This is a genomic window from Streptacidiphilus carbonis, assembly GCF_000787775.1.
GTDB classification, from domain to species: Bacteria; Actinomycetota; Actinomycetes; order Streptomycetales; family Streptomycetaceae; genus Streptacidiphilus; species Streptacidiphilus carbonis.
On sequence record NZ_BBPM01000018.1, the window covers coordinates 12,768 to 29,710 of the forward strand.

The 16,943-nt window shown below is 73.6% G+C and carries 14 protein-coding genes; 6 read left to right on the forward strand and 8 right to left on the reverse strand.

The window, feature by feature from the left end; translation table 11 throughout:
- Nucleotides 1-6: 6 nt before the first annotated feature.
- Nucleotides 7-678 carry a phosphoribosylglycinamide formyltransferase gene (gene purN, locus TR46_RS16285; RefSeq protein WP_042401026.1) on the reverse strand — a complete coding sequence of 224 codons (672 nt, stop codon included), beginning with the start codon at nt 676-678 and terminating at the stop codon, nt 7-9.
- A gap of 409 nt (nt 679-1,087) precedes the next feature.
- Here purN and TR46_RS38020 point away from each other — a divergent pair, with 409 nt between their 5' ends.
- The gene (locus tag TR46_RS38020; RefSeq protein WP_052432858.1) at nt 1,088-1,942 is read left to right on the forward strand and encodes a hypothetical protein; all 855 of its coding nucleotides are present in this window, start codon (nt 1,088-1,090) and stop codon (nt 1,940-1,942) included.
- Here TR46_RS38020 and TR46_RS16295 read toward each other — a convergent pair.
- Nucleotides 1,863-3,389, reverse strand: a complete 1,527-nt coding sequence (locus TR46_RS16295; protein ID WP_042401031.1) for a cell division protein PerM — start codon at nt 3,387-3,389, stop codon at nt 1,863-1,865. The two genes, TR46_RS38020 and TR46_RS16295, sit on opposite strands and share 80 nt — an antisense overlap.
- A gap of 77 nt (nt 3,390-3,466) precedes the next feature.
- On the opposite strand from TR46_RS16295, the gene TR46_RS38025 reads away from it, so the two are divergent.
- On the forward strand, nt 3,467-4,612 hold the full coding sequence (locus TR46_RS38025; protein WP_052432859.1) for an RNA polymerase sigma factor: 1,146 nt from the start codon (nt 3,467-3,469) through the stop codon (nt 4,610-4,612).
- 88 nt (nt 4,613-4,700) lie between these two features.
- Here TR46_RS38025 and sucD read toward each other — a convergent pair whose 3' ends face one another.
- Nucleotides 4,701-5,585 (reverse strand): succinate--CoA ligase subunit alpha, encoded by an 885-nt coding sequence (gene sucD, locus TR46_RS16305; RefSeq protein ID WP_042401034.1) that lies wholly within the window; start codon nt 5,583-5,585, stop codon nt 4,701-4,703.
- Between the two features lie 20 nt (nt 5,586-5,605).
- A complete protein-coding gene (gene sucC / locus TR46_RS16310; RefSeq protein ID WP_042401037.1) occupies nt 5,606-6,778 on the reverse strand; it encodes an ADP-forming succinate--CoA ligase subunit beta in 1,173 nt (390 codons plus the stop codon).
- Between the two features lie 432 nt (nt 6,779-7,210).
- On the opposite strand from sucC, the gene TR46_RS16315 reads away from it, so the two are divergent.
- A complete protein-coding gene (locus TR46_RS16315; protein ID WP_052432860.1) occupies nt 7,211-7,732 on the forward strand; it encodes an ATP-binding protein in 522 nt (173 codons plus the stop codon).
- Nucleotides 7,733-7,756: 24 nt separating this feature from the next.
- Here the strand turns inward: TR46_RS16315 and TR46_RS16320 are convergent, their stop codons facing one another.
- The 3 genes from TR46_RS16320 to TR46_RS16330 are packed head-to-tail and all read right to left on the reverse strand — an operon-like array spanning nt 7,757 to nt 12,337.
- Complete coding sequence (locus TR46_RS16320; protein ID WP_236655352.1) at nt 7,757-8,902, reverse strand: VWA domain-containing protein; 1,146 nt, start codon at nt 8,900-8,902, stop codon at nt 7,757-7,759.
- 41 nt (nt 8,903-8,943) lie between these two features.
- The gene (locus tag TR46_RS16325) at nt 8,944-11,196 is read right to left on the reverse strand and encodes a DUF5682 family protein (RefSeq protein WP_042401043.1); all 2,253 of its coding nucleotides are present in this window, start codon (nt 11,194-11,196) and stop codon (nt 8,944-8,946) included.
- Nucleotides 11,197-11,209: 13 nt separating this feature from the next.
- The gene (locus TR46_RS16330; protein WP_042401047.1) at nt 11,210-12,337 is read right to left on the reverse strand and encodes an ATP-binding protein; all 1,128 of its coding nucleotides are present in this window, start codon (nt 12,335-12,337) and stop codon (nt 11,210-11,212) included.
- Nucleotides 12,338-12,453: 116 nt separating this feature from the next.
- Here TR46_RS16330 and TR46_RS16335 point away from each other — a divergent pair, with 116 nt between their 5' ends.
- Nucleotides 12,454-13,920 (forward strand): SWIM zinc finger family protein, encoded by a 1,467-nt coding sequence (locus TR46_RS16335; protein WP_042401050.1) that lies wholly within the window; start codon nt 12,454-12,456, stop codon nt 13,918-13,920.
- On the forward strand, nt 13,917-15,488 hold the full coding sequence (locus TR46_RS16340) for a DUF5691 domain-containing protein (RefSeq protein WP_236655353.1): 1,572 nt from the start codon (nt 13,917-13,919) through the stop codon (nt 15,486-15,488). The genes TR46_RS16335 and TR46_RS16340 overlap by 4 nt, the downstream gene beginning before the upstream one ends.
- Before the next feature lie 5 nt (nt 15,489-15,493).
- On the opposite strand, the gene icmB is transcribed toward TR46_RS16340, so the two are convergent.
- On the reverse strand, nt 15,494-15,904 hold the full coding sequence (gene icmB, locus TR46_RS16345) for a coenzyme B12-dependent isobutyryl CoA mutase small subunit (RefSeq protein WP_042401053.1): 411 nt from the start codon (nt 15,902-15,904) through the stop codon (nt 15,494-15,496).
- 230 nt (nt 15,905-16,134) lie between these two features.
- Here icmB and TR46_RS16350 point away from each other — a divergent pair, with 230 nt between their 5' ends.
- The gene (locus TR46_RS16350) at nt 16,135-16,926 is read left to right on the forward strand and encodes an esterase/lipase family protein (RefSeq protein WP_042401056.1); all 792 of its coding nucleotides are present in this window, start codon (nt 16,135-16,137) and stop codon (nt 16,924-16,926) included.
- Nucleotides 16,927-16,943 lie beyond the last annotated feature (17 nt).

Consider the following 16,943-nt stretch of genomic DNA (forward strand, 5'->3'; position numbering starts at 1 on the left):
TGGTGGTCAGGAGTGTGCGGGGAGGGGGAGGACGCGGCGTCCCTGGACCCGGTGGCCCTCGCGGGCCAGCCGGCCGACGGCCTCGACGAGCAGTCCGCGCTCGACGGCCTTGATGCGCTCGTGCAGCGCCTCGCCGCCGTCCTGGTGGTCGGCGTCGGTGACCTCGACCACGCCCTGGGAGATGATCGGGCCGGTGTCCACGCCCTCGTCGACCAGGTGCACGGTGCAGCCGGTGACCTTCACGCCGTAGGCGAGCGCGTCCCGCACGCCGTGCCCCCCCGGGAAGGCGGGGAGCAGCGCGGGGTGGGTGTTGACGATGCGGCCCTCGAAGCGGCGCATGAAGCCGCCGCCGAGGATCTTCATGAAGCCGGCGGTGACCACCAGGTCGGGCGTGTACGCGGCGGTGGCCGCGGTCAGCGCCGCGTCCCAGTCGGTGCGCTCGGCGAAGTCCTTCACCCGGAGCACGAAGGTGGGCAGGCCGGCCGCCTCGGCCCGCTCCAGGCCGGCGATGCCGTCCCGGTCGGCGCCGACGGCGGTGACCACCGCTCCGTAGGCCGGGTCCGCGCAGGCCTCGATCAGGGCCTGCAGATTGGTGCCGGACCCGGAGACCAGGACGACGAGGCGCGCGGGCGCGGCAGGTGCGGCGTAGTCGGAGGCAGGGGTGTCGGGGTACGCCAAAACACGATCCTCACGTCACGGCGTGCGGCGCGAAGCGCCACGCTGCTAGGGCGGTGGTGGGAGACGGTATTAGGTGCGGCGCGAAGCGCCACGCTGCAAGGGCGGTGGTGGGAGACGGTATTAGGTGCGGCGCGAAGCGCCACGCTGCAAGGGCGGTGGTGGGAGACGGGCGGGCGGGCAGGCACGGGGTGTCATCTCGTGACCGGCATCCGTGTCCGCCGAAGGGGCCGACCAGGAACCCACAGGGGCCGCCGGTCGTCAGCAACGATACCGGGCCCCGACAGCGGCCTCGCACTCGTGGTCGACGATCATGGGGTGGGGACGCGCCAGAGCTGGGTACGTAGTGAGAGGGTGTCCCCACAGAGGGACAGCGGGAAAGCGGCCCAGAGGCAGGAGTACGGCGAAGACCATGGTCCACACATCGGACAGCGGCACACCCCCCGAGGGGCCCCGCGACCCCTTCGCCCCGCCGTCCAAGGACGCGCCGGACCGCCCCTGGCAGCCCCGCAGGCCCCAGCAGCACGCCGACCGTCCCGAGCACCCCGAGCACCCCCGGCACGATCACCACGACCAGCGCGGCTGGGCGAAGGAGACGCCGCCGGAGGGGCAGCAGGGCGAGCCCGAGGACGCCCCGCAGGAGGGTCGGCCGCCGCGCCCCCAGGTGCCGCCGCCGCACCCCTGGAGCCCCGGCTACCAGGGCCAGCAGCCGCCGCACCTGCCCTACAGCCCGGCCCCGCAGGCCCCCCGTTTCGACCCGAGCGACCCGGTCCAGCGCCGGGCCCGCTACGCGCTGCTCAGCGGCATGTGGGGGATCTTCTTCCTGATCCTCGGCGTTCCCTACCTCACCCTGCTGCTGGCGTCGCTGGCGCTGTACTGGTCGATCAGCTCGCTGCGCGGCACGGCCAAGACGCCGGCCTCGGCCCTGGACGGCAGCGCGGGCTCCCCGGCCGGCCAGGCTCCGGGCACTCCCCAGGCCCCGGGCGCACCGGGCGCGCCGCCCGTGCCCCCCGGGTACGGGCCGCCGGTCTACCGCCCCGGGTTCGTCTCCCCGTACCAGACCCGGCCCCAGGTCCCGGCCGCGATGGGCGGGCTGATCGCCGCCATCGTCGGGCTGGCGATGGTCGCCACCGTGTTCGGCGTGCAGCTGTACTACAAGAGCTTCTACGACTGCCAGAACAACGCCCTCACCAAGGCCGCCTACAACAGTTGCGCCACCACGGTGACGCCGAAGCCTCCGCAGTGGCTGGTGCAGATCGGCGGCTGAGCAGCAGTCGCACCAGCAGCGCGCCGGGCACCCCGACGGCCGCCCAGCCCAGCGCGGCCAGCCCGGTCCACCACGGGGAGGGTCCGACGGCGGCGAGCGCGTGGGTGCCCAGCGAACCGCCTGAGACGGCGGCGCACAGCCCCGCCAGCACGGCGGTGCCGACAGCGGCGATCAGGGCGACCCCCGCAGTGGCGGTCAGCCGCCAGCCGTGGCACTCCGCCGCCCGGCCCACACAGCCGGACACCGCGGCGCCGGACACCACCGGGAGGGCCAGCAGCAGCCACGCGGCCGACCCTCCCCCGCTTGTCGGCACCGCCGTGAGCAGCGGGAACGCCGGCGGGGCGGTGGTGGCCGCGACCGTCAGCGGAGCCAGTCGGCCGCCCAGCGCGAACCCCGGACCCAGCGCGTAGGCGGCGGCCCAGACCGCGCCGTTGGGCAGCAGCGTGACGCAGAGCAGCAGCAGCGCCAGCCGTCCGGCCAGATCCGGGGCGGTCTGCGCGGCCAGAGCGCCCGCGGCGCCGAAGTTCAGCAGCAGGGCGAGCGTCAGCACGGCCGCACCGGCGCCCAGCAGCGCGACGGCACCGCACAGGGCGGCCCGAACCGCCACGGCCGAGCCGCCGGGCGCGCGGAGGGCGTTCCACCGGCCCGCCCCGACGTCGGTGTCGTCCGGGTCGAGGTCCAGGTCGAAGTCCAGGTCCGGGTCCGGGCTGGGCCCCGGGAACGGGTAGGGGCCCGAATCGGATCGGCGGGCCCGGCCGGGGAGCCGGAACCAGGCCGGGAGCTGCTCCCGCGAGGGGGGCTGCGCCCAGCCGGGGAGGCGGAACCAGGCCGGTGCACCGGCCTGCCGCGGCCATCCGCCGCCGCGGCGGACGCCCACCGCGGCGACCGGGAGGGCCAGCAGCGCCGTGCGGAGGAGGGCGCCGAGCGGGTCGGCCGCGCGCAGGCCGCCCGGGGCGTCGGCCGAGGCCGCGACCACCATGCCCAGGGCGGCCAGCAGGTAGCCCGCCGCCAGGCCGAGCAGCGCGGAACCGGCACGGCCCGATCCGGCCTCCTCCTCGGCCGCACGCTCCGGGTCGTCGTGGAACTCGTCCGCCTCATCCTCGACGGAGTCCTCGCGGGGAACGCCGGCCCGCACCGCGGCCCGGTACAACGGCACCAGCACCAGCACCGTCACCAGCAGCGGCGGTACCGCCAGCGGCGCGCCGCCGGGACGCAGCAGTTCCGCGCCCTGCGCCAGCAGCCACAGGCAGGCGGCCAGGTGCAGCGCCCCGCCGGGCCCGTCCTGGACGTAGGGGGTCACGATCCAGAGCAGGAACAACGGGACCGCCAGCCCGGCGAAGCCCAGGCCGGCCGCTGCCGCGCCGCCGACCAGCCCGGTCCTGAGCGCCGCCGGGTCGCTGACGCGCCGCGCCGAGGCGGGACGCAGCCGCTCCATCAAGAAGGCCATGCCCCACCATGCTCCGGGCACCACCCGTTTTGACCAACGACATGGCAGATACAGCTGTTTCGCCAAAGAATTCCTATATGTCTCTCATCAGCTCTGCTGATCAGTCGGAATGCTTCGAGGCGCTCTACCGCGACAGCTACCGGCGACTGACCCGGCAGACCTATCTGCTGGTCGGCCACCGCCACCGCGCGGCCCACTGCGTACGGAGGGCCTTCCAGCTCGCCTGGAAGGAGTGGGACGCGGTGTCCGCGGACTCCTCGCCCGAGGGCTGGATCCGCGCCGCCGCCTTCGATCTCGCACTGTCCCCCTGGCACCGCAACCCGCTGCGCCACCCCGCCGCGGCCGATCAGCTGACCAGGGACGACCGCACGCTGCTGACGGCACTGCTGCACCTGCCCCGGGCCCAGCGCCGGGCCGTCGTGCTGCACGACGCCCTGGGGCTGGACTGGGCGCAGACCGCCGCCGAGGTCGAGTCCAGCACTCCGGCCGCCTACGGCCGGGTGGTCCGCGCCCGACTCGGGCTGGCACGGATGGCACCCGCCGTCGCCGGTACGGACGCACGGCGGCGCGGTTTCGGCCGCGAGCTGGGCGTGCTGCTGCGCGGCGCCGCGGTCCGCGGCTGCCCGCTGCCGCCGGTGCCGTCACCGGGCCTGGTCCGGCAGCGCTCCCGGCTGCACGAGCGCGGGGTGACCGCGGCGGCCGGGGTGCTGACCCTCGGCATGGCCGGCGCGCTGGCCGCCGGCGCCATGGTGGGGACGCCCTGGCATCCGCCGACGATTCCGTTCATCGCCTACCACTCGGCGAACCGGGTGGCGGCCGACTCGGTGCAGGGCGCGCTGACCGGGCCGGGCCAGGAGCGGGCCCCGGCGGTCCAGGACATGCCGGCCCCGGATCCGGCTCCGAGGACGGCCCCGGGCCCCGCTCCTGCTCTCGCCCCCGCTCCGGTGCCGGCCACGGCCGTACTGCCGGACCTGTCGTTGTTCACCGCGGCCACGGCGAGGACGGGTCAGCTTCCGGCACGGCTGACGGCCGCTCCGCCGTCCGGGTACGGGGCGCCGGCCCGACCGCTCGCCGAGGGGCTGCTGCTCCCTCCGCCGCCGGCCGGACCCGCCGCGGCGGACCGCGCCGCGGCACACTCCGCGGCGCACCGCTCGATGCACCGGCCGTCGCTGCCCAACACCCTGTGCCGACTGTTCGCGCTGCCGTGCCACCGGCACCACTGACGCACCGTCACCAGCACGGCAGACACCAGCACGGCAGAGCGCCCCGCACCGGACGGATCCGGTCCGGGGCGCTCGTTGCGGCGGGTGCTTACTTGCCGATCAGCTCACGGGCCAGGCGGGCGGTCTCGGACGGCGTCTTGCCGACCTTGACGCCGGCGGCCTCGAGGGCCTCCTTCTTCGCCTGCGCGGTGCCGGAGGAGCCGGAGACGATGGCGCCGGCGTGGCCCATGGTCTTGCCCTCGGGCGCGGTGAAGCCGGCCACGTAGCCGACGACCGGCTTGGTGATGTGCTCGGCGATGTAGGCCGCGGCACGCTCCTCCGCGTCGCCGCCGATCTCGCCGATCATCACGATCAGGTCGGTGTCGGCGTCGTCCTGGAAGGCCTGCAGCGCGTCGATGTGCGTGGTGCCGATGATCGGGTCGCCACCGATGCCGACGGCGGACGAGAAGCCGATGTCGCGCAGCTCGTACATCATCTGGTAGGTCAGGGTGCCCGACTTGGACACCAGACCGATCCGGCCCGGCTTGGTGATGTCGCCGGGGATGATGCCCGCGTTGGACTGGCCGGGGGTGATCAGGCCGGGGCAGTTCGGGCCGATGATCCGGGTCTTGTTGCCCTTCTCGCCGGCGTGGGCCCAGAAGGACGCGGAGTCGTGGACCGCGATGCCCTCGGTGATCACGACCGCCAGCGGGATCTCGGCGTCGATCGCCTCGATCACGGCGGCCTTGGCGAAGGCCGGCGGCACGAAGATGACGGAGACGTCGGCGCCGGTCTTCTCGATCGCCTCGGCGACCGAGCCGAACACCGGCACGTCGGTGCCGTCGAAGTCGACACTGGTGCCGGCCTTGCGCGGGTTCACGCCGCCGACGATGTTGGTGCCGTCGGCGAGCATGAGGCGGGTGTGCCTCATACCGGTGGCACCGGTCATCCCCTGGACGATGACCTTGCTTTCCTTGGTGAGGAAGATAGCCATGGTTGTGGAGTCCTCGTCCCTTACTTCGCAGCCAGCTCGGCGGCCTTGTCGGCCGCTTCGTCCATGGTGTCCACGCGCTGCACCAGCGGGTGGTTGGCGTCAGACAGGATCTTGCGACCCAGCTCCGCGTTGTTGCCGTCCAGGCGGACGACCAGGGGCTTGGTGACCGCCTCGCCGCCGGCGGCGAGCAGCTCAAGCGCCTGGACGATGCCGTTGGCGACCTCGTCGCAGGCGGTGATGCCACCGAAGACGTTGACGAACACGGACTTGACGTCCGGGTCGCCCAGGATGACGCCCAGGCCGTTCGCCATCACCTGGGCGGACGCGCCGCCGCCGATGTCGAGGAAGTTGGCGGGCTTGACGTTGCCGTGCTTCTCACCGGCGTAGGCGACGACGTCCAGGGTGCTCATGACGAGACCCGCGCCGTTGCCGATGATGCCGACCTCGCCGTCGAGCTTGACGTAGTTGAGGTTCTTGGCCTTGGCCGCGGCCTCGAGGGGGTTGGCCGCGGCCTTGTCCTCCAGCGCCTCGTGCTCGGGCTGGCGGAAGTCGGCGTTCTCGTCCAGGGAGACCTTGCCGTCAAGGGCGACGATCTTGCCGTCACCCGTCTTGACCAGCGGGTTGACCTCGACGAGCAGGGCGTCCTCGGCGATGAAGACCTTCCACAGGCTCTTCAGCACCTCGACGATCTGGTCGGCGACGTCGGCCGGGAACTTGGCCGCCTCGACGATCTCGCGGGCCTTGGCGTCGGTGACGCCCTCGTTCGCGTCCACCGCGATCCTGGCCAGCGCGTCGGGGTTCTCGACGGCCACGACCTCGATCTCCACGCCGCCCTCGACCGAGGCCATCGCGAGGAAGGTGCGGTTGGTGCGGTCGAGCAGGAACGAGACGTAGTACTCGTCCTTGATGTCGGCGGTCTGGGCGAGCATCACCTTGTGGACCGTGTGGCCCTTGATGTCCATGCCCAGAATGGCCTCGGCCTTGGCGACGGCGTCGGCCGGGTCGGAGGCCAGCTTCACGCCGCCGGCCTTTCCGCGGCCACCGACCTTGACCTGCGCCTTGACGACCGCGCGGCCGCCCCAACCCTCAGCGATCGCTCGCGCCTCTTCGGCGTTCTCGATGACTGCACCGCCCAGCACAGGTACACCGTGCTTGGCGAAGATGTCCCTCGCCTGGTATTCGAACAGGTCCACGCGCGTCCGTCCTTGTGATCGCGACTTTTAGAGGTGGTCGGTCACGGGAGGGCCGGCCACTCCTATCTTCCCAGCGTGCCGCCCGAAAGGTCGCCGCTGTGGCCGTCGCGGCGACCGGTACGCGGAATCCCTGAGGGGTTCTCGCGGCCGGAGCCATCGCTACGGGGAGCACACGGCCTGGCGTCAGACGGGCAGGCATGTCCGCCTCGCAGGTTATCCCCGTCCGAGGTGCACATTTCGCCGCCGACCGGGCTACGGCCGGTGATAACCGTCACAGCGGGGGCGCACGACCACACCACGCTCCCGCAGGAGGCACTCCTCCGGGGCGAATCCGTCCAAGTACGTTGCTTTTACCCTCCGACTCAAGGAACGTATCCTGGTAACGGTGCACGCACAGACCGTAGCGACGACCGTCCAAGAAGCGGATGCTCGATGCACAGCGCACGTCACCGCGTCCAGAACCCGGACGCGCCGCACGACGGGGCGACCGCCCCCCTCACCCCCACCGCACTCGCCGCTGGGATCCCCCAGTTCGGAACGGCGCGCAACACCTGGGAGATGGACCGGCAGGCCGCCGCCACCCTCCCCGGGACGCCGTCCTCGGTGGCCATGGCCCGCCGCTTCGTACGGATCACGGCCGCCATGTGGCAGCTCCCCCGGGGCACCCTGGCCGACGCCGAGCTGTGCATGTCGGAGCTGGTCTGCAACGCGGTCACCCACACCGGCAGCAGCCGGGTGCACTGCCGGCTGTGGAGCGCCCGGGGGGTGCTGTTCCTGGAGGTGGACGACGAGGATCTGGGCGAGCTCCCCGAGGTCGGCCAGGCCGAGGCGGACGACGAGCACGGGCGCGGGATGCTGCTGATCGACAGCTTCGCCACGGCCTGGGGCGCCGTGCCGCGGCCGGGGACCGAGGGCAAGACCGTGTGGGCGGCGCTGAACCTCGCGGACGGCTGACGGTCCGTCGGTACGGCCCGGGTGTCAGCCCTCGGGTATCGGCAGCGGGAGCTTCTGGACGGCTGCGGCCATCACGTCCGGGAAGAGGTCCGGGGTGCAGGCGAACGCCGGGGCGCCGAGGGCGGCCAGCGCGGCGGCGTGCGAGCGGTCGTAGGCCGGTGCTCCGTCGTCCGAGAGCGCGAGCAGGGCGATGAACTGGACCCCGGAGGCCTTCATGGCGGCCACCCGCTTCAGCATCTCGTTCCGGATGCCGCCCTCGTAGAGGTCGCTGATCAGCACCACGACGGTTTCGGCCGGACGGGTGATCTTCGACTGGCAGTAGGCCAGCGCGCGGTTGATGTCGGTGCCGCCGCCGAGCTGGACGCCGAACAGCACGTCGACCGGATCGGACAGCTGCTCGGTGAGGTCGACCACCGAGGTGTCGAAGGCCACCAGCCGGGTGCTGAGCGAGGGCATGGAGGCGAGCACCGCGCCGAACACCGAGGAGTGGACCACGGAGGCGGCCATCGAGCCCGACTGGTCGATGCAGAGGATCACTTCCTTCTTCACGGCGTTCCGCGCCCGGGCGTAGCCGATCAGGCGTTCGGGGACGACGGTGCCGTGGTCCCTCCCGGCGGTGGGCTCCAGGTAGTTCTTGAGGTTGGCGTGGATGGTGCGGTTCCAGTCGATGTCGCGGTGGCGCGGGCGGTTCACCCGGGCGCTGCGGTCCAGGGCGCCGCCCAGCACCGAGCGGGTCCGGGTGGCGATGCGGCGCTCCAGGTCCGCGACGACCTTGCGGACGACCGCGCGGGCGGTCTCCCTGGTGGTCTCGGGCAGCGCGCGGCCCAGGGAGATCAGGGTGCCGACGAGATGCACGTCGGGCTCGACGGCCTCCAGCATCTCGGGCTCCATCAGCAGGTGGGCCAGGCCGAGGCGGTCGATGGCGTCCTGCTGCATCAGCTGCACCACGCTGGTGGGGAAGTACTCCCGGATGTCCCCGAGCCAGCGGGCCACCTGGGGGGCGGAGCCCCCGAGCCCGGCGCCGCGGGGGCCTGCGGCGGCGGGGGTGTAGAGCGAGGTGAGGGCGCGGTCCATGGCGGAGTCGCGGCCGGCGAGGCGTGCGCTCTGCGAGTCGGCGTCGGGGCCCAGGGCCAGTCGCCAGCGGCGTTGGCGTTCCGCTTCGGTCGTCACGATCGGACCTCCGTCTGTGCATGGTCGGCAGCGCATGCTCTTCATTCAGCAGAGCCCCGCGCCCCTGGGGGTGCATGGTTGATGCCCAGCAGGACAGCTGCTGTTCTGCGGGCGGTGGCGGCCCGGGTCCGGTCGAGGGTGGGGGCGAAGCCCGGGCGGTCGGGGGTGGCGGGGGTGTCGGTGCCGGCTCGGACGCGGTCGGCGATGGTGCGGCGGACGCCGGGGTCGAAGCCGGAGAAGGTGCGGCGGAGCAGGGGGAGGACGTCCGGGAAGGCGGCGTCGGGGACCGAGGTGAGCCAGTCGTCGACCAGGCCGAGCAGGCGGGTGTCGTGCACCAGCAGCATTCCGCCCCCCGCCAGGAATCCCTCGATCCAGCCTGCGGCCTCGGCCGGGGGTGTGACCGGGTTGAGGGTGAGCCGCATCTGCCGGGCGGCCTCCGCGGCGTCCCACTGGTTGTCGTCCAGCAGCAGCCGGGCCGCCCGGCCGCGCAGCAGGCCGGCGATGGTGTCGCGCTCGGCGAGCGTGCGGAGCGTCGCCGACCAGCGCTGGTGCAGTTCGTCGGCGTCGGTGAGCAGGGCCACCGCCGCGTGGGTGGAGCCGAGGTGTCCGGCCATCGCCCCGGCGCCCTCGGCGTCCAGGCTGTTGCAGGCGGGCGGCAGGCCGATGCAGATCCGCACCGCGAGGCCCTCGGCCAGCTCGCGCAGCGCGGCGGCGTCGGTGCCGCGGACGTCGCCGTAGCGGAGCGAGCGGACCAGGGCCGGCAGCGCCTCGGCGAGATGGGCCACGTCGGCGTCCAGGGCGGCCCGGTCGGCGAGCGCCTGCAGCACGGTCGGCAGCGCGTCCGGGAGGTCGGCCAGCAGGCAGGCCTCGGCGAGCGCGGTGACCTCGCCGAGCGAGCCGGAGTGGGCCGCCAGGTCCCTGGCCCGGCTGGTGGCCGCGGACTCGACGGTGGTGCCCCAGATCCCCGCCTCGGCCACCTTGATCGCGAGTTCGGGCTCCCAGAGCAGCCGCCAGCTCTCCCGGAAGGTCCCGGTGCTGCCGGTGCGGGAGGTCGCGGCGCTGCCCCAGGGGACGTCCAGCAGGGTGAGCCGGTGCAGCAGCCGGCTGCGGGCGGCGTCGGTGTCCTTGCGCAGGTCGAGATCCAGCTCGCGTTCGGCCGGTTCGGGCTTCAGCCGCAGACTCCGCTGAAGCCTGGTCAGATCCCGCTGCAACGGGACGGTCGGCGCCTCGTCCGGTACCCGGCCCATCCGGTCGCCGACCACCATCCGGTCCTGCACCAGCGCCAACGGGACGTCGGACCCCTCGCACATCACCGCCCGCACCGCGTCGGTGCTCTCGGCCAGTCCGGGCAGCGGGCGGCCGCGCATGGCGGCCAGGGTCTCGGCGAGCCGGACCGCCTCGATCACATGGGCGGACGAGACCGAGTGGTCCTCGGCCCGCAGCAGTGCGGCGACCTTGGTCATCCAGCGGACGGTGCCGCGGTCGGCGGACTCGAAGAGGTGCTGGTACCAGCCGGGCGAGGCGATACCGGCGCCGTAGCCGGTGTGCTGGGACAGCCGGCGGTGGGTCCAGGGCACCCAGGTCAGCTCGACCTTCACCTTGGGCAGGCCCTTGAGCAGGGCGTCGTCGGATGCCACCGACGGGCGGCCGGCCAGTGCCGGGACGTGCCAGGCGCCGCAGACGACGGCGATGCGCCGGTGCCCGGCCCGTTCGGCGGCTCTGATCTGCCGTCGCATCCAGGCCTCCCGCCGGGCCTCGCGGCCGCCGGACGGCTCCGAACCGGGCGGCCGCAGTTCGGCCATGGCGTCGGCGATGGTGCGGAACGGCGCCAGCGCGTCGCCGTCCCCGACGAGCTGGTGCTCGACCACGTCGTCCCACCACTGCTCGGGGTCGTCGTGGCCGGCCGTCCGGGCCAGTTCGGCGATGGGGTCGATCCCCGGGCCCTCCGGCTCCTCCTCGTGCTCGTGGACGAAGGTGTGCGCGGCGGGCAGGTCGATGAACCGCACCGGCACGTCGTGGTCCAGGGCGTGGCGCAGCGCCACCCACTCCGGCGAGAAGGCGGCGAAGGGCCAGAAGGCGGCCTGCGCGGGGTTGTCCACCACGTACGCCAGCAGGGCGACCGGCGGTCCCATGTCCTGGTGCGCCGCGAGCGCCAGCAGGCCGTCCGCCTCGGGCGGCCCCTCGATCAGCACGGTGTCGGGCCGGTACTGCGCCAGCGCCGCCGCCACCGCCCGGGCCGATCCGGGACCGTGGTGGCGTACGCCCAGCAGGGCGACGTCCTGAGCAGCTGTCACTTCCTCGCCCCCGTCAGTGTTCTGCGGCCTCGCGGCAGCTGCGGTAGAAGTCCTTCCAGTCGTCGCGGTCGCGCACCACGCTCTCCAGGTACTCCTGCCAGACCAGGCGGTCCGCTGCCGGATCCCGGACGACGGCCCCGAGCAGGCCCGAGGCGACGTCGCCGGGCCGCAGCACGCCGTCGCCGAAGTGCGCGGCGAGGGCGAGCCCGCTGGTGACCACCGAGATGGCCTCGGCCGTGGAGAGGCTGCCGGAAGGGGACTTGACCTTGGTGCGGCCGTCCGCCGTGACGCCGTCCCGCAGCTCCCTGAACACGGTGACGACCCGTCGGATCTCCGCCGAACCGCTCGGCACGGCGGGGAGCTCCAGCGAGCGGCCCAGTTCGCCGACCCGGCGGGAGACGATGTCGACCTCCTCCTCCAGCGAGGCGGGCAGCGGCAGCACCACGGTGTTGAAGCGCCGGCGCAGTGCGCTGGAGAGCTCGTTGACGCCGCGGTCGCGGTCGTTGGCGGTGGCGATCAGGTTGAAGCCGCGGACCGCCTGCACCTCCTCCCCCAGTTCGGGTATCGGCAGGGTCTTCTCGGAGAGGATGGTGATCAGGCTGTCCTGCACATCGGCGGGTATCCGGGTCAGCTCCTCCACCCGCGCGGTGCGCCCCTCGGACATGGCCCGCATCACCGGGCTGGGCACCAGCGCGCCCCGGCTCGGCCCCTCGGCGAGCAGCCGGGCGTAGTTCCAGCCGTAGCGGATGGCCTCCTCAGGCGTGCCGGCGGTGCCCTGCACCAGCAGCGTGGAGTCACCGCTGACGGCTGCGGCCAGATGCTCCGACACCCAGGTCTTGGCCGTGCCGGGGACGCCGAGCAGCAGCAGCGCCCGGTCTGTGGCCAGGGTGGTCACCGCCACCTCGATGATCCGACGCGGGCCCACGTACTTGGGAGTGACGACCGTGCCGTCGGGCAGTGCGCCGCCGAGCAGATAGGTGGCGACGGCCCACGGCGACAGCTGCCAGCACGCGGGGCGCGGCCGGTCGTCGGCGGCGGCGAGAGCGGCGAGTTCGGCGGCGTAGGCGGTCTCCGCATGCGGGCGCAGGGCCTCCTCCGCGGGGGCCGCACTGTCGGTCGGGGGCACGGCGGATACGGACATGCTGACTCCGTAGGCTCGTTGAGAGGATGGCTCCACTCTGCACCCACCCACTGACAATCGCCGCTCCCGGACGCCGAGGGGTCCGATTGTCAGACCCTCCCTCTACGGTCGTTGCCATGGAGGATCGGTGGACACCCGAGCACGTTCTCTCACTCGCCCCTGACGTATCGTCAGGCAAAGCCGCGGCCAAGCTCTCCGGACCGGCCTCCTGGTCGGCGGAAGGCTCCTGGTCGGCGGAGCGATCGGAGGGCTCGGTCGCCGGAGCGGCGGTCTGGGGCGAGTGCAAGGGCAGCGGGAGCACTCCCTACCGCACCGTGGTGGACCTCTCCGGGCCCGCCTTCCACTGCACCTGCCCCAGCCGGAAGTTCCCCTGCAAACACGCCCTCGCGCTGCTGCTGCGCTGGTCGGGGGGTGCTGCCGGACAGGTTGCGGACGGCTCGGACGTACCCGGGTGGGCCGAGGGCTGGCTGACCGCCCGGCGGTCGAAGTCCGAGCAGCAGCAGGAGAAGCAGCAGGAGAGGCAGCAGCAGCGCGAGGAAGCGGCCGAGCCGGAAGCGGCCGAGCCGGAAGCGGTCGAGCCGGACGGGGCCGCCCGGGCCGCCGCCGAACGGCGGCTGGCGCGCCGTTCGGCGCGGGTCGCCGCGGGCGCGTCCGAACTGGAGGCCAGGCTGGCCGACCGGATCCGCTCCGGTCTGGCCGACGCCCCCGGCCGGGGCTATGCCGGCTGGGGCGATGTCGCGGCCCGGATGGTGGACGCCCAGGCGCCCGGGCTCGCCGCCCGGGTAAGGGAGTTGGGCGCGGTCCCGGGATCGGGGACCGGTTGGCCGGCCCGGCTGCTGGAGGAGTACGGGCTGCTGCACCTGCTCGCGGTCGGCTACGGCCAGGTGGACCTGCTGCCGGAGCAGTTGGCCGCCACGGTCCGCTCCAGGGTGGGCTTCACCGTGGACGCCGCCGACCTGTTGCGCGGTCCGCTGCTGCGGGACAGCTGGCTGGTCCTCGGCAGCCGGGACAGCGCCGACGACCGGCTGACCACCCGTCGGATCTGGCTGCGCGGCCACGACAGCGGCCGGGACGCGCTGCTGCTCGCCTTCGGACGCCCCGGGACCGGCCCCGACCTCGCCCTGCCCACCGGCCTGCGGCTCGACGCCGAGCTCGCCTTCCACCCCGGCGTGCGCCCGCTGCGCGCCACCCTGGGCACCCGCTACGCGGCTCCCGCGGCCCCGGCCGCCGCGGAGACGGAACCCGAGGGGCTGGACCTCACCGCGGCGCTGGACGCCTACGGCCGGGCGCTGGGGGACGACCCCTGGCTGGAGTCCTGGCCGGTGGTGCTGCGCCAGGTCGTGCCGGCCCCCACCGCGATCGGCTGGGAACTGGCCGACCCCGCCACCGCGCAGTCGATACCCGTGGACCGGCGCCCGGTCCCCGACTCCGGCCTGTGGCGGCTGCTCTCCGTCTCGGGCGGCCGTCCGCTGACGCTCTTCGGCGAGTGCGGCCACCGCGGCTTCACCCCGGTCACCGCCTGGTACCAGGACGACGGAGCCACTCGAACCCTCGCCGTCACCCAGTTAGGAGGCCGACCGTGAGCACCGCACCGTACGAGGGCGCTGAACACGAGGGGGCCGAACACGAGGTCGTCGAACACGAGGTCGTCGACACGGACTGGCCCGAGCTGGTCACCACCGCGCTGCTCGGCACCGACCGGCGTCCGCTGCCCGTGGCCCCGGACGCCGACCCGGCCATCGCCCTGCTCGACCGGGCCGCCCTGCACACCGTCGGCCGCCGCGCGGGCCTGCTCCCCGGGGCGGCGGCCCCAGCGACGCCGCCCGCCCCGGAGGACCCCAGGCCTGCGCTGCCGGAGGCCGCGTCGCACCGGCTGACCATGCTGCTGCCCGCGCCCGGATCGAACAGTGGGGCGGGCAGCCTCGCCAATGTGAACGAGCTGCTGCCGCAGTACCTCGCCGCCGCCAACGCCCACGGCTACCGCGTCCCGGCCCCGCTGGCGCCGCCGCTGCTGGACGCCGCCCGCGCGCGCAGCGAGCTGCGCGGGGACGCGGTGCAGCTGGCCGGCCCGCTGGGCCGCTGGCTGGCCGAACGCAACCCGGACTGGCGCTACGTGCTGCGCACCCCGGTCCGCGGCGGTTCCGACGACGACGCCGAGGACGGCCGACGGCTGTGGCAGGAGGGACTGTTCGCCGAGCGGGTCACCCATCTCACCCGGCTCCGCCGCCGCGACCCGGCCGGGGCCAGGGAACTGCTGGCCGCCAGCTGGTCCACTGAGCGGGCCGAGGACCGGCTGCTGTTCCTGGACGCGCTGCAGGAGAACCTCTCGTCTGCCGACGAGCCCTTCCTGGAGTCCGCGCTCAGCGACCGGTCCAAGAACGTCCGGCTGACCGCGGCCGAACTGCTCTCCACCCTGCCGGGCTCGGCGCTGGCCCGGCGGATGGCCGAACGGGCCCGGGCCGTGGTCTCCCTCGCTCCGTCGACAGCCGGACCGAGGATCGTCGTGCACCCGCCGACCGGCTGCGACGCCGCCATGCAGCGCGACGGCATACCCGCGACCTCGCCCACCGGGCGCTCCGAACGGGCGTTCTGGCTGGGAGAGATCATCGCGGCGACCCCGTTGGGGATCTGGGCCGAGGACCTCGGCGCCCCGGCCGAGGTGCTCGCCCTCCCGGTCTCCGAGGAGTGGGCCCAGGACCTGCACGACGCCTGGGCCCGCGCGGCGGTCCGGCAGAACGACGCAGCGTGGGCGCGTGCGCTGCTGGCCGGGATCGACCCCGGGGCCGGCACGGCGGCGAAGCTGCTGGCGGTGCTGCCACCGGCCGAGCGGGCGCGCTGGACGGCGGACTTCCTCGGCGGGTCGCAAGGGCTGGGCGACGTCTTCCAGCTCCTGGTCGCCTGCCCGGCCCCCTGGCCCCGGCCCCTCGCCGACGCCGTGCTCCGCAGCCTCGCGCGGGTGGCGACCGGCGGGGGCTATCCGTGGAGCCACAGCGGGGTGCTCGGCGTCGCCGAGCGCGCCCTCCCACCCGCGGCGGCGGACCACCTCGACGCCCTGGCCGCCGACGCCGACTCGGCCTGGGCCGAGATGTTCACCCGCCTCGCCGCCACCCTGCGCCTCCGCGCCACGATGCTCTCCGAGCTCGATCCCTGACGACCCTATGCAGTCGCCAGGCGGAGGTTGGCGGTCACCCACTCCACGATCTCGGTGGTCGTCGCGCCCGGGGTGAAGATCCCCTTGATGCCGAGATCGGCGAGCAGCGGGATGTCGTCGTCCGGGATGATCCCGCCGACGAAGACGGTGATGTCCTCCGCCTCCCGCTCCTTCAGCAACGCGACCACGCGTCCGCAGAGGGTCATGTGCGCTCCGGAGAGGATCGACAGGCCGATGCCGTCGGCGTCCTCCTGGATCGCCGTGTCGACGATCTGTTCGGGCGTCTGGTGCAGGCCGGTGTAGACGACCTCCATGCCCGCGTCGCGCAGCGCGCGGGCGATCACCTTGGCCCCCCGGTCGTGACCGTCCAGGCCCGGCTTGGCCACCACCACACGGAGAGGTCCGGACACGCCCATCGTTGCCTCCTAGAGTTCGCTGCCGCTTACCGTCGCATGTTAACGATCGTTCCCATCCGATGGGCGAACGCTACTCCCCGCACCGCCGGCATGCCGTTTCACGGCGGCGGAGGCGGGGAGAATCACTGGGAACAGACGTTCACTGCGTGTTGGGCCCGGAGCCGACCTGCCGACACCCCACCGTGTCCATCCGTGTCACCCTCCGAAGGACCGCGACGGGGAGGCAGGTCATGGGGATCCCGAGCTGCCGTGCGCTGACCATCGCCCGCGCCGCAGGCCAGGAGGCCGGCGCGCTGGCCGAACACCTGCTGCTCTACCCCAGCGGCATCTCCCCCGAGCGCTGGCCGCTGGCCGCTCCCGTCTGCGCGCACGCCGCCTCCGCCGTCCCGCACACGCCGGTCCTGCTGCTGCACGGACTGTTCGACAACCGCGCGGTGTTCAGCCGGATGCGCCGCTCGCTGAACTCCCACGGCTGGGAGCACCTGCACGCGCTCAACTACAACCCGGTCACCGTCGACCTGCGCGAGGCCGCCGCCCTGTTCGGCAGGCATGTACTGCACACCCGTGAGGTCTACGGCGGCGAACGGGTGGCCGTGGTCGGCCACAGCCTCGGCGGCCTGATCGCGCGCTACTACGTGCAGCGGCTCGGCGGCGACGAGCACGTCCACACCCTGGTGACACTGGCCACCCCGCACGAGGGCACCTGGGGAGCCCATCTGCTCCACCCGCTGCCGATCTCCCGTCAGCTGCTGCCCGGCAGCAGCGTGTTCCAGGAGCTGAGCGCCCCCGCCGTCGGCTGCACCACCCGGTTCGTGGTGTTCCGCGGCGAGCACGACCCGCTGATCCTGCCGCAGCGGAGCTCCGAGCTGCGGCATCCGGACCTGTGGGCGGAGAACGTCCTGGTCCTCGGCTCCGGCCATGTCACCCTCCCGGTCCATCGCACCGTGATCACCCAGGTACGGGAAGTGCTGACGGAACCGCAGGTGAGCACCGCTGATGGGCAGATACGACTCACTGCCTGACAATTCCCCCCATAAGT

Excerpts from the sequence above, each read along its gene's own strand:
- TR46_RS38020 (WP_052432858.1), top strand. The coding sequence starts at position 1,088 with ATGGTCCACACATCGGACAGCGGCACACCCCCCGAGGGGCCCCGCGAC.
- TR46_RS16295 (WP_042401031.1), bottom strand. The coding sequence starts at position 3,389 with ATGGCCTTCTTGATGGAGCGGCTGCGTCCCGCCTCGGCGCGGCGCGTC.
- TR46_RS38025 (WP_052432859.1), top strand. The coding sequence starts at position 3,467 with ATGTCTCTCATCAGCTCTGCTGATCAGTCGGAATGCTTCGAGGCGCTC.
- sucD (WP_042401034.1), bottom strand. The coding sequence starts at position 5,585 with ATGGCTATCTTCCTCACCAAGGAAAGCAAGGTCATCGTCCAGGGGATG.
- TR46_RS16315 (WP_052432860.1), top strand. The coding sequence starts at position 7,211 with ATGCACAGCGCACGTCACCGCGTCCAGAACCCGGACGCGCCGCACGAC.
- TR46_RS16330 (WP_042401047.1), bottom strand. The coding sequence starts at position 12,337 with ATGTCCGTATCCGCCGTGCCCCCGACCGACAGTGCGGCCCCCGCGGAG.
- TR46_RS16335 (WP_042401050.1), top strand. The coding sequence starts at position 12,454 with ATGGAGGATCGGTGGACACCCGAGCACGTTCTCTCACTCGCCCCTGAC.
- icmB (WP_042401053.1), bottom strand. The coding sequence starts at position 15,904 with ATGGGCGTGTCCGGACCTCTCCGTGTGGTGGTGGCCAAGCCGGGCCTG.
- TR46_RS16350 (WP_042401056.1), top strand. The coding sequence starts at position 16,135 with ATGGGGATCCCGAGCTGCCGTGCGCTGACCATCGCCCGCGCCGCAGGC.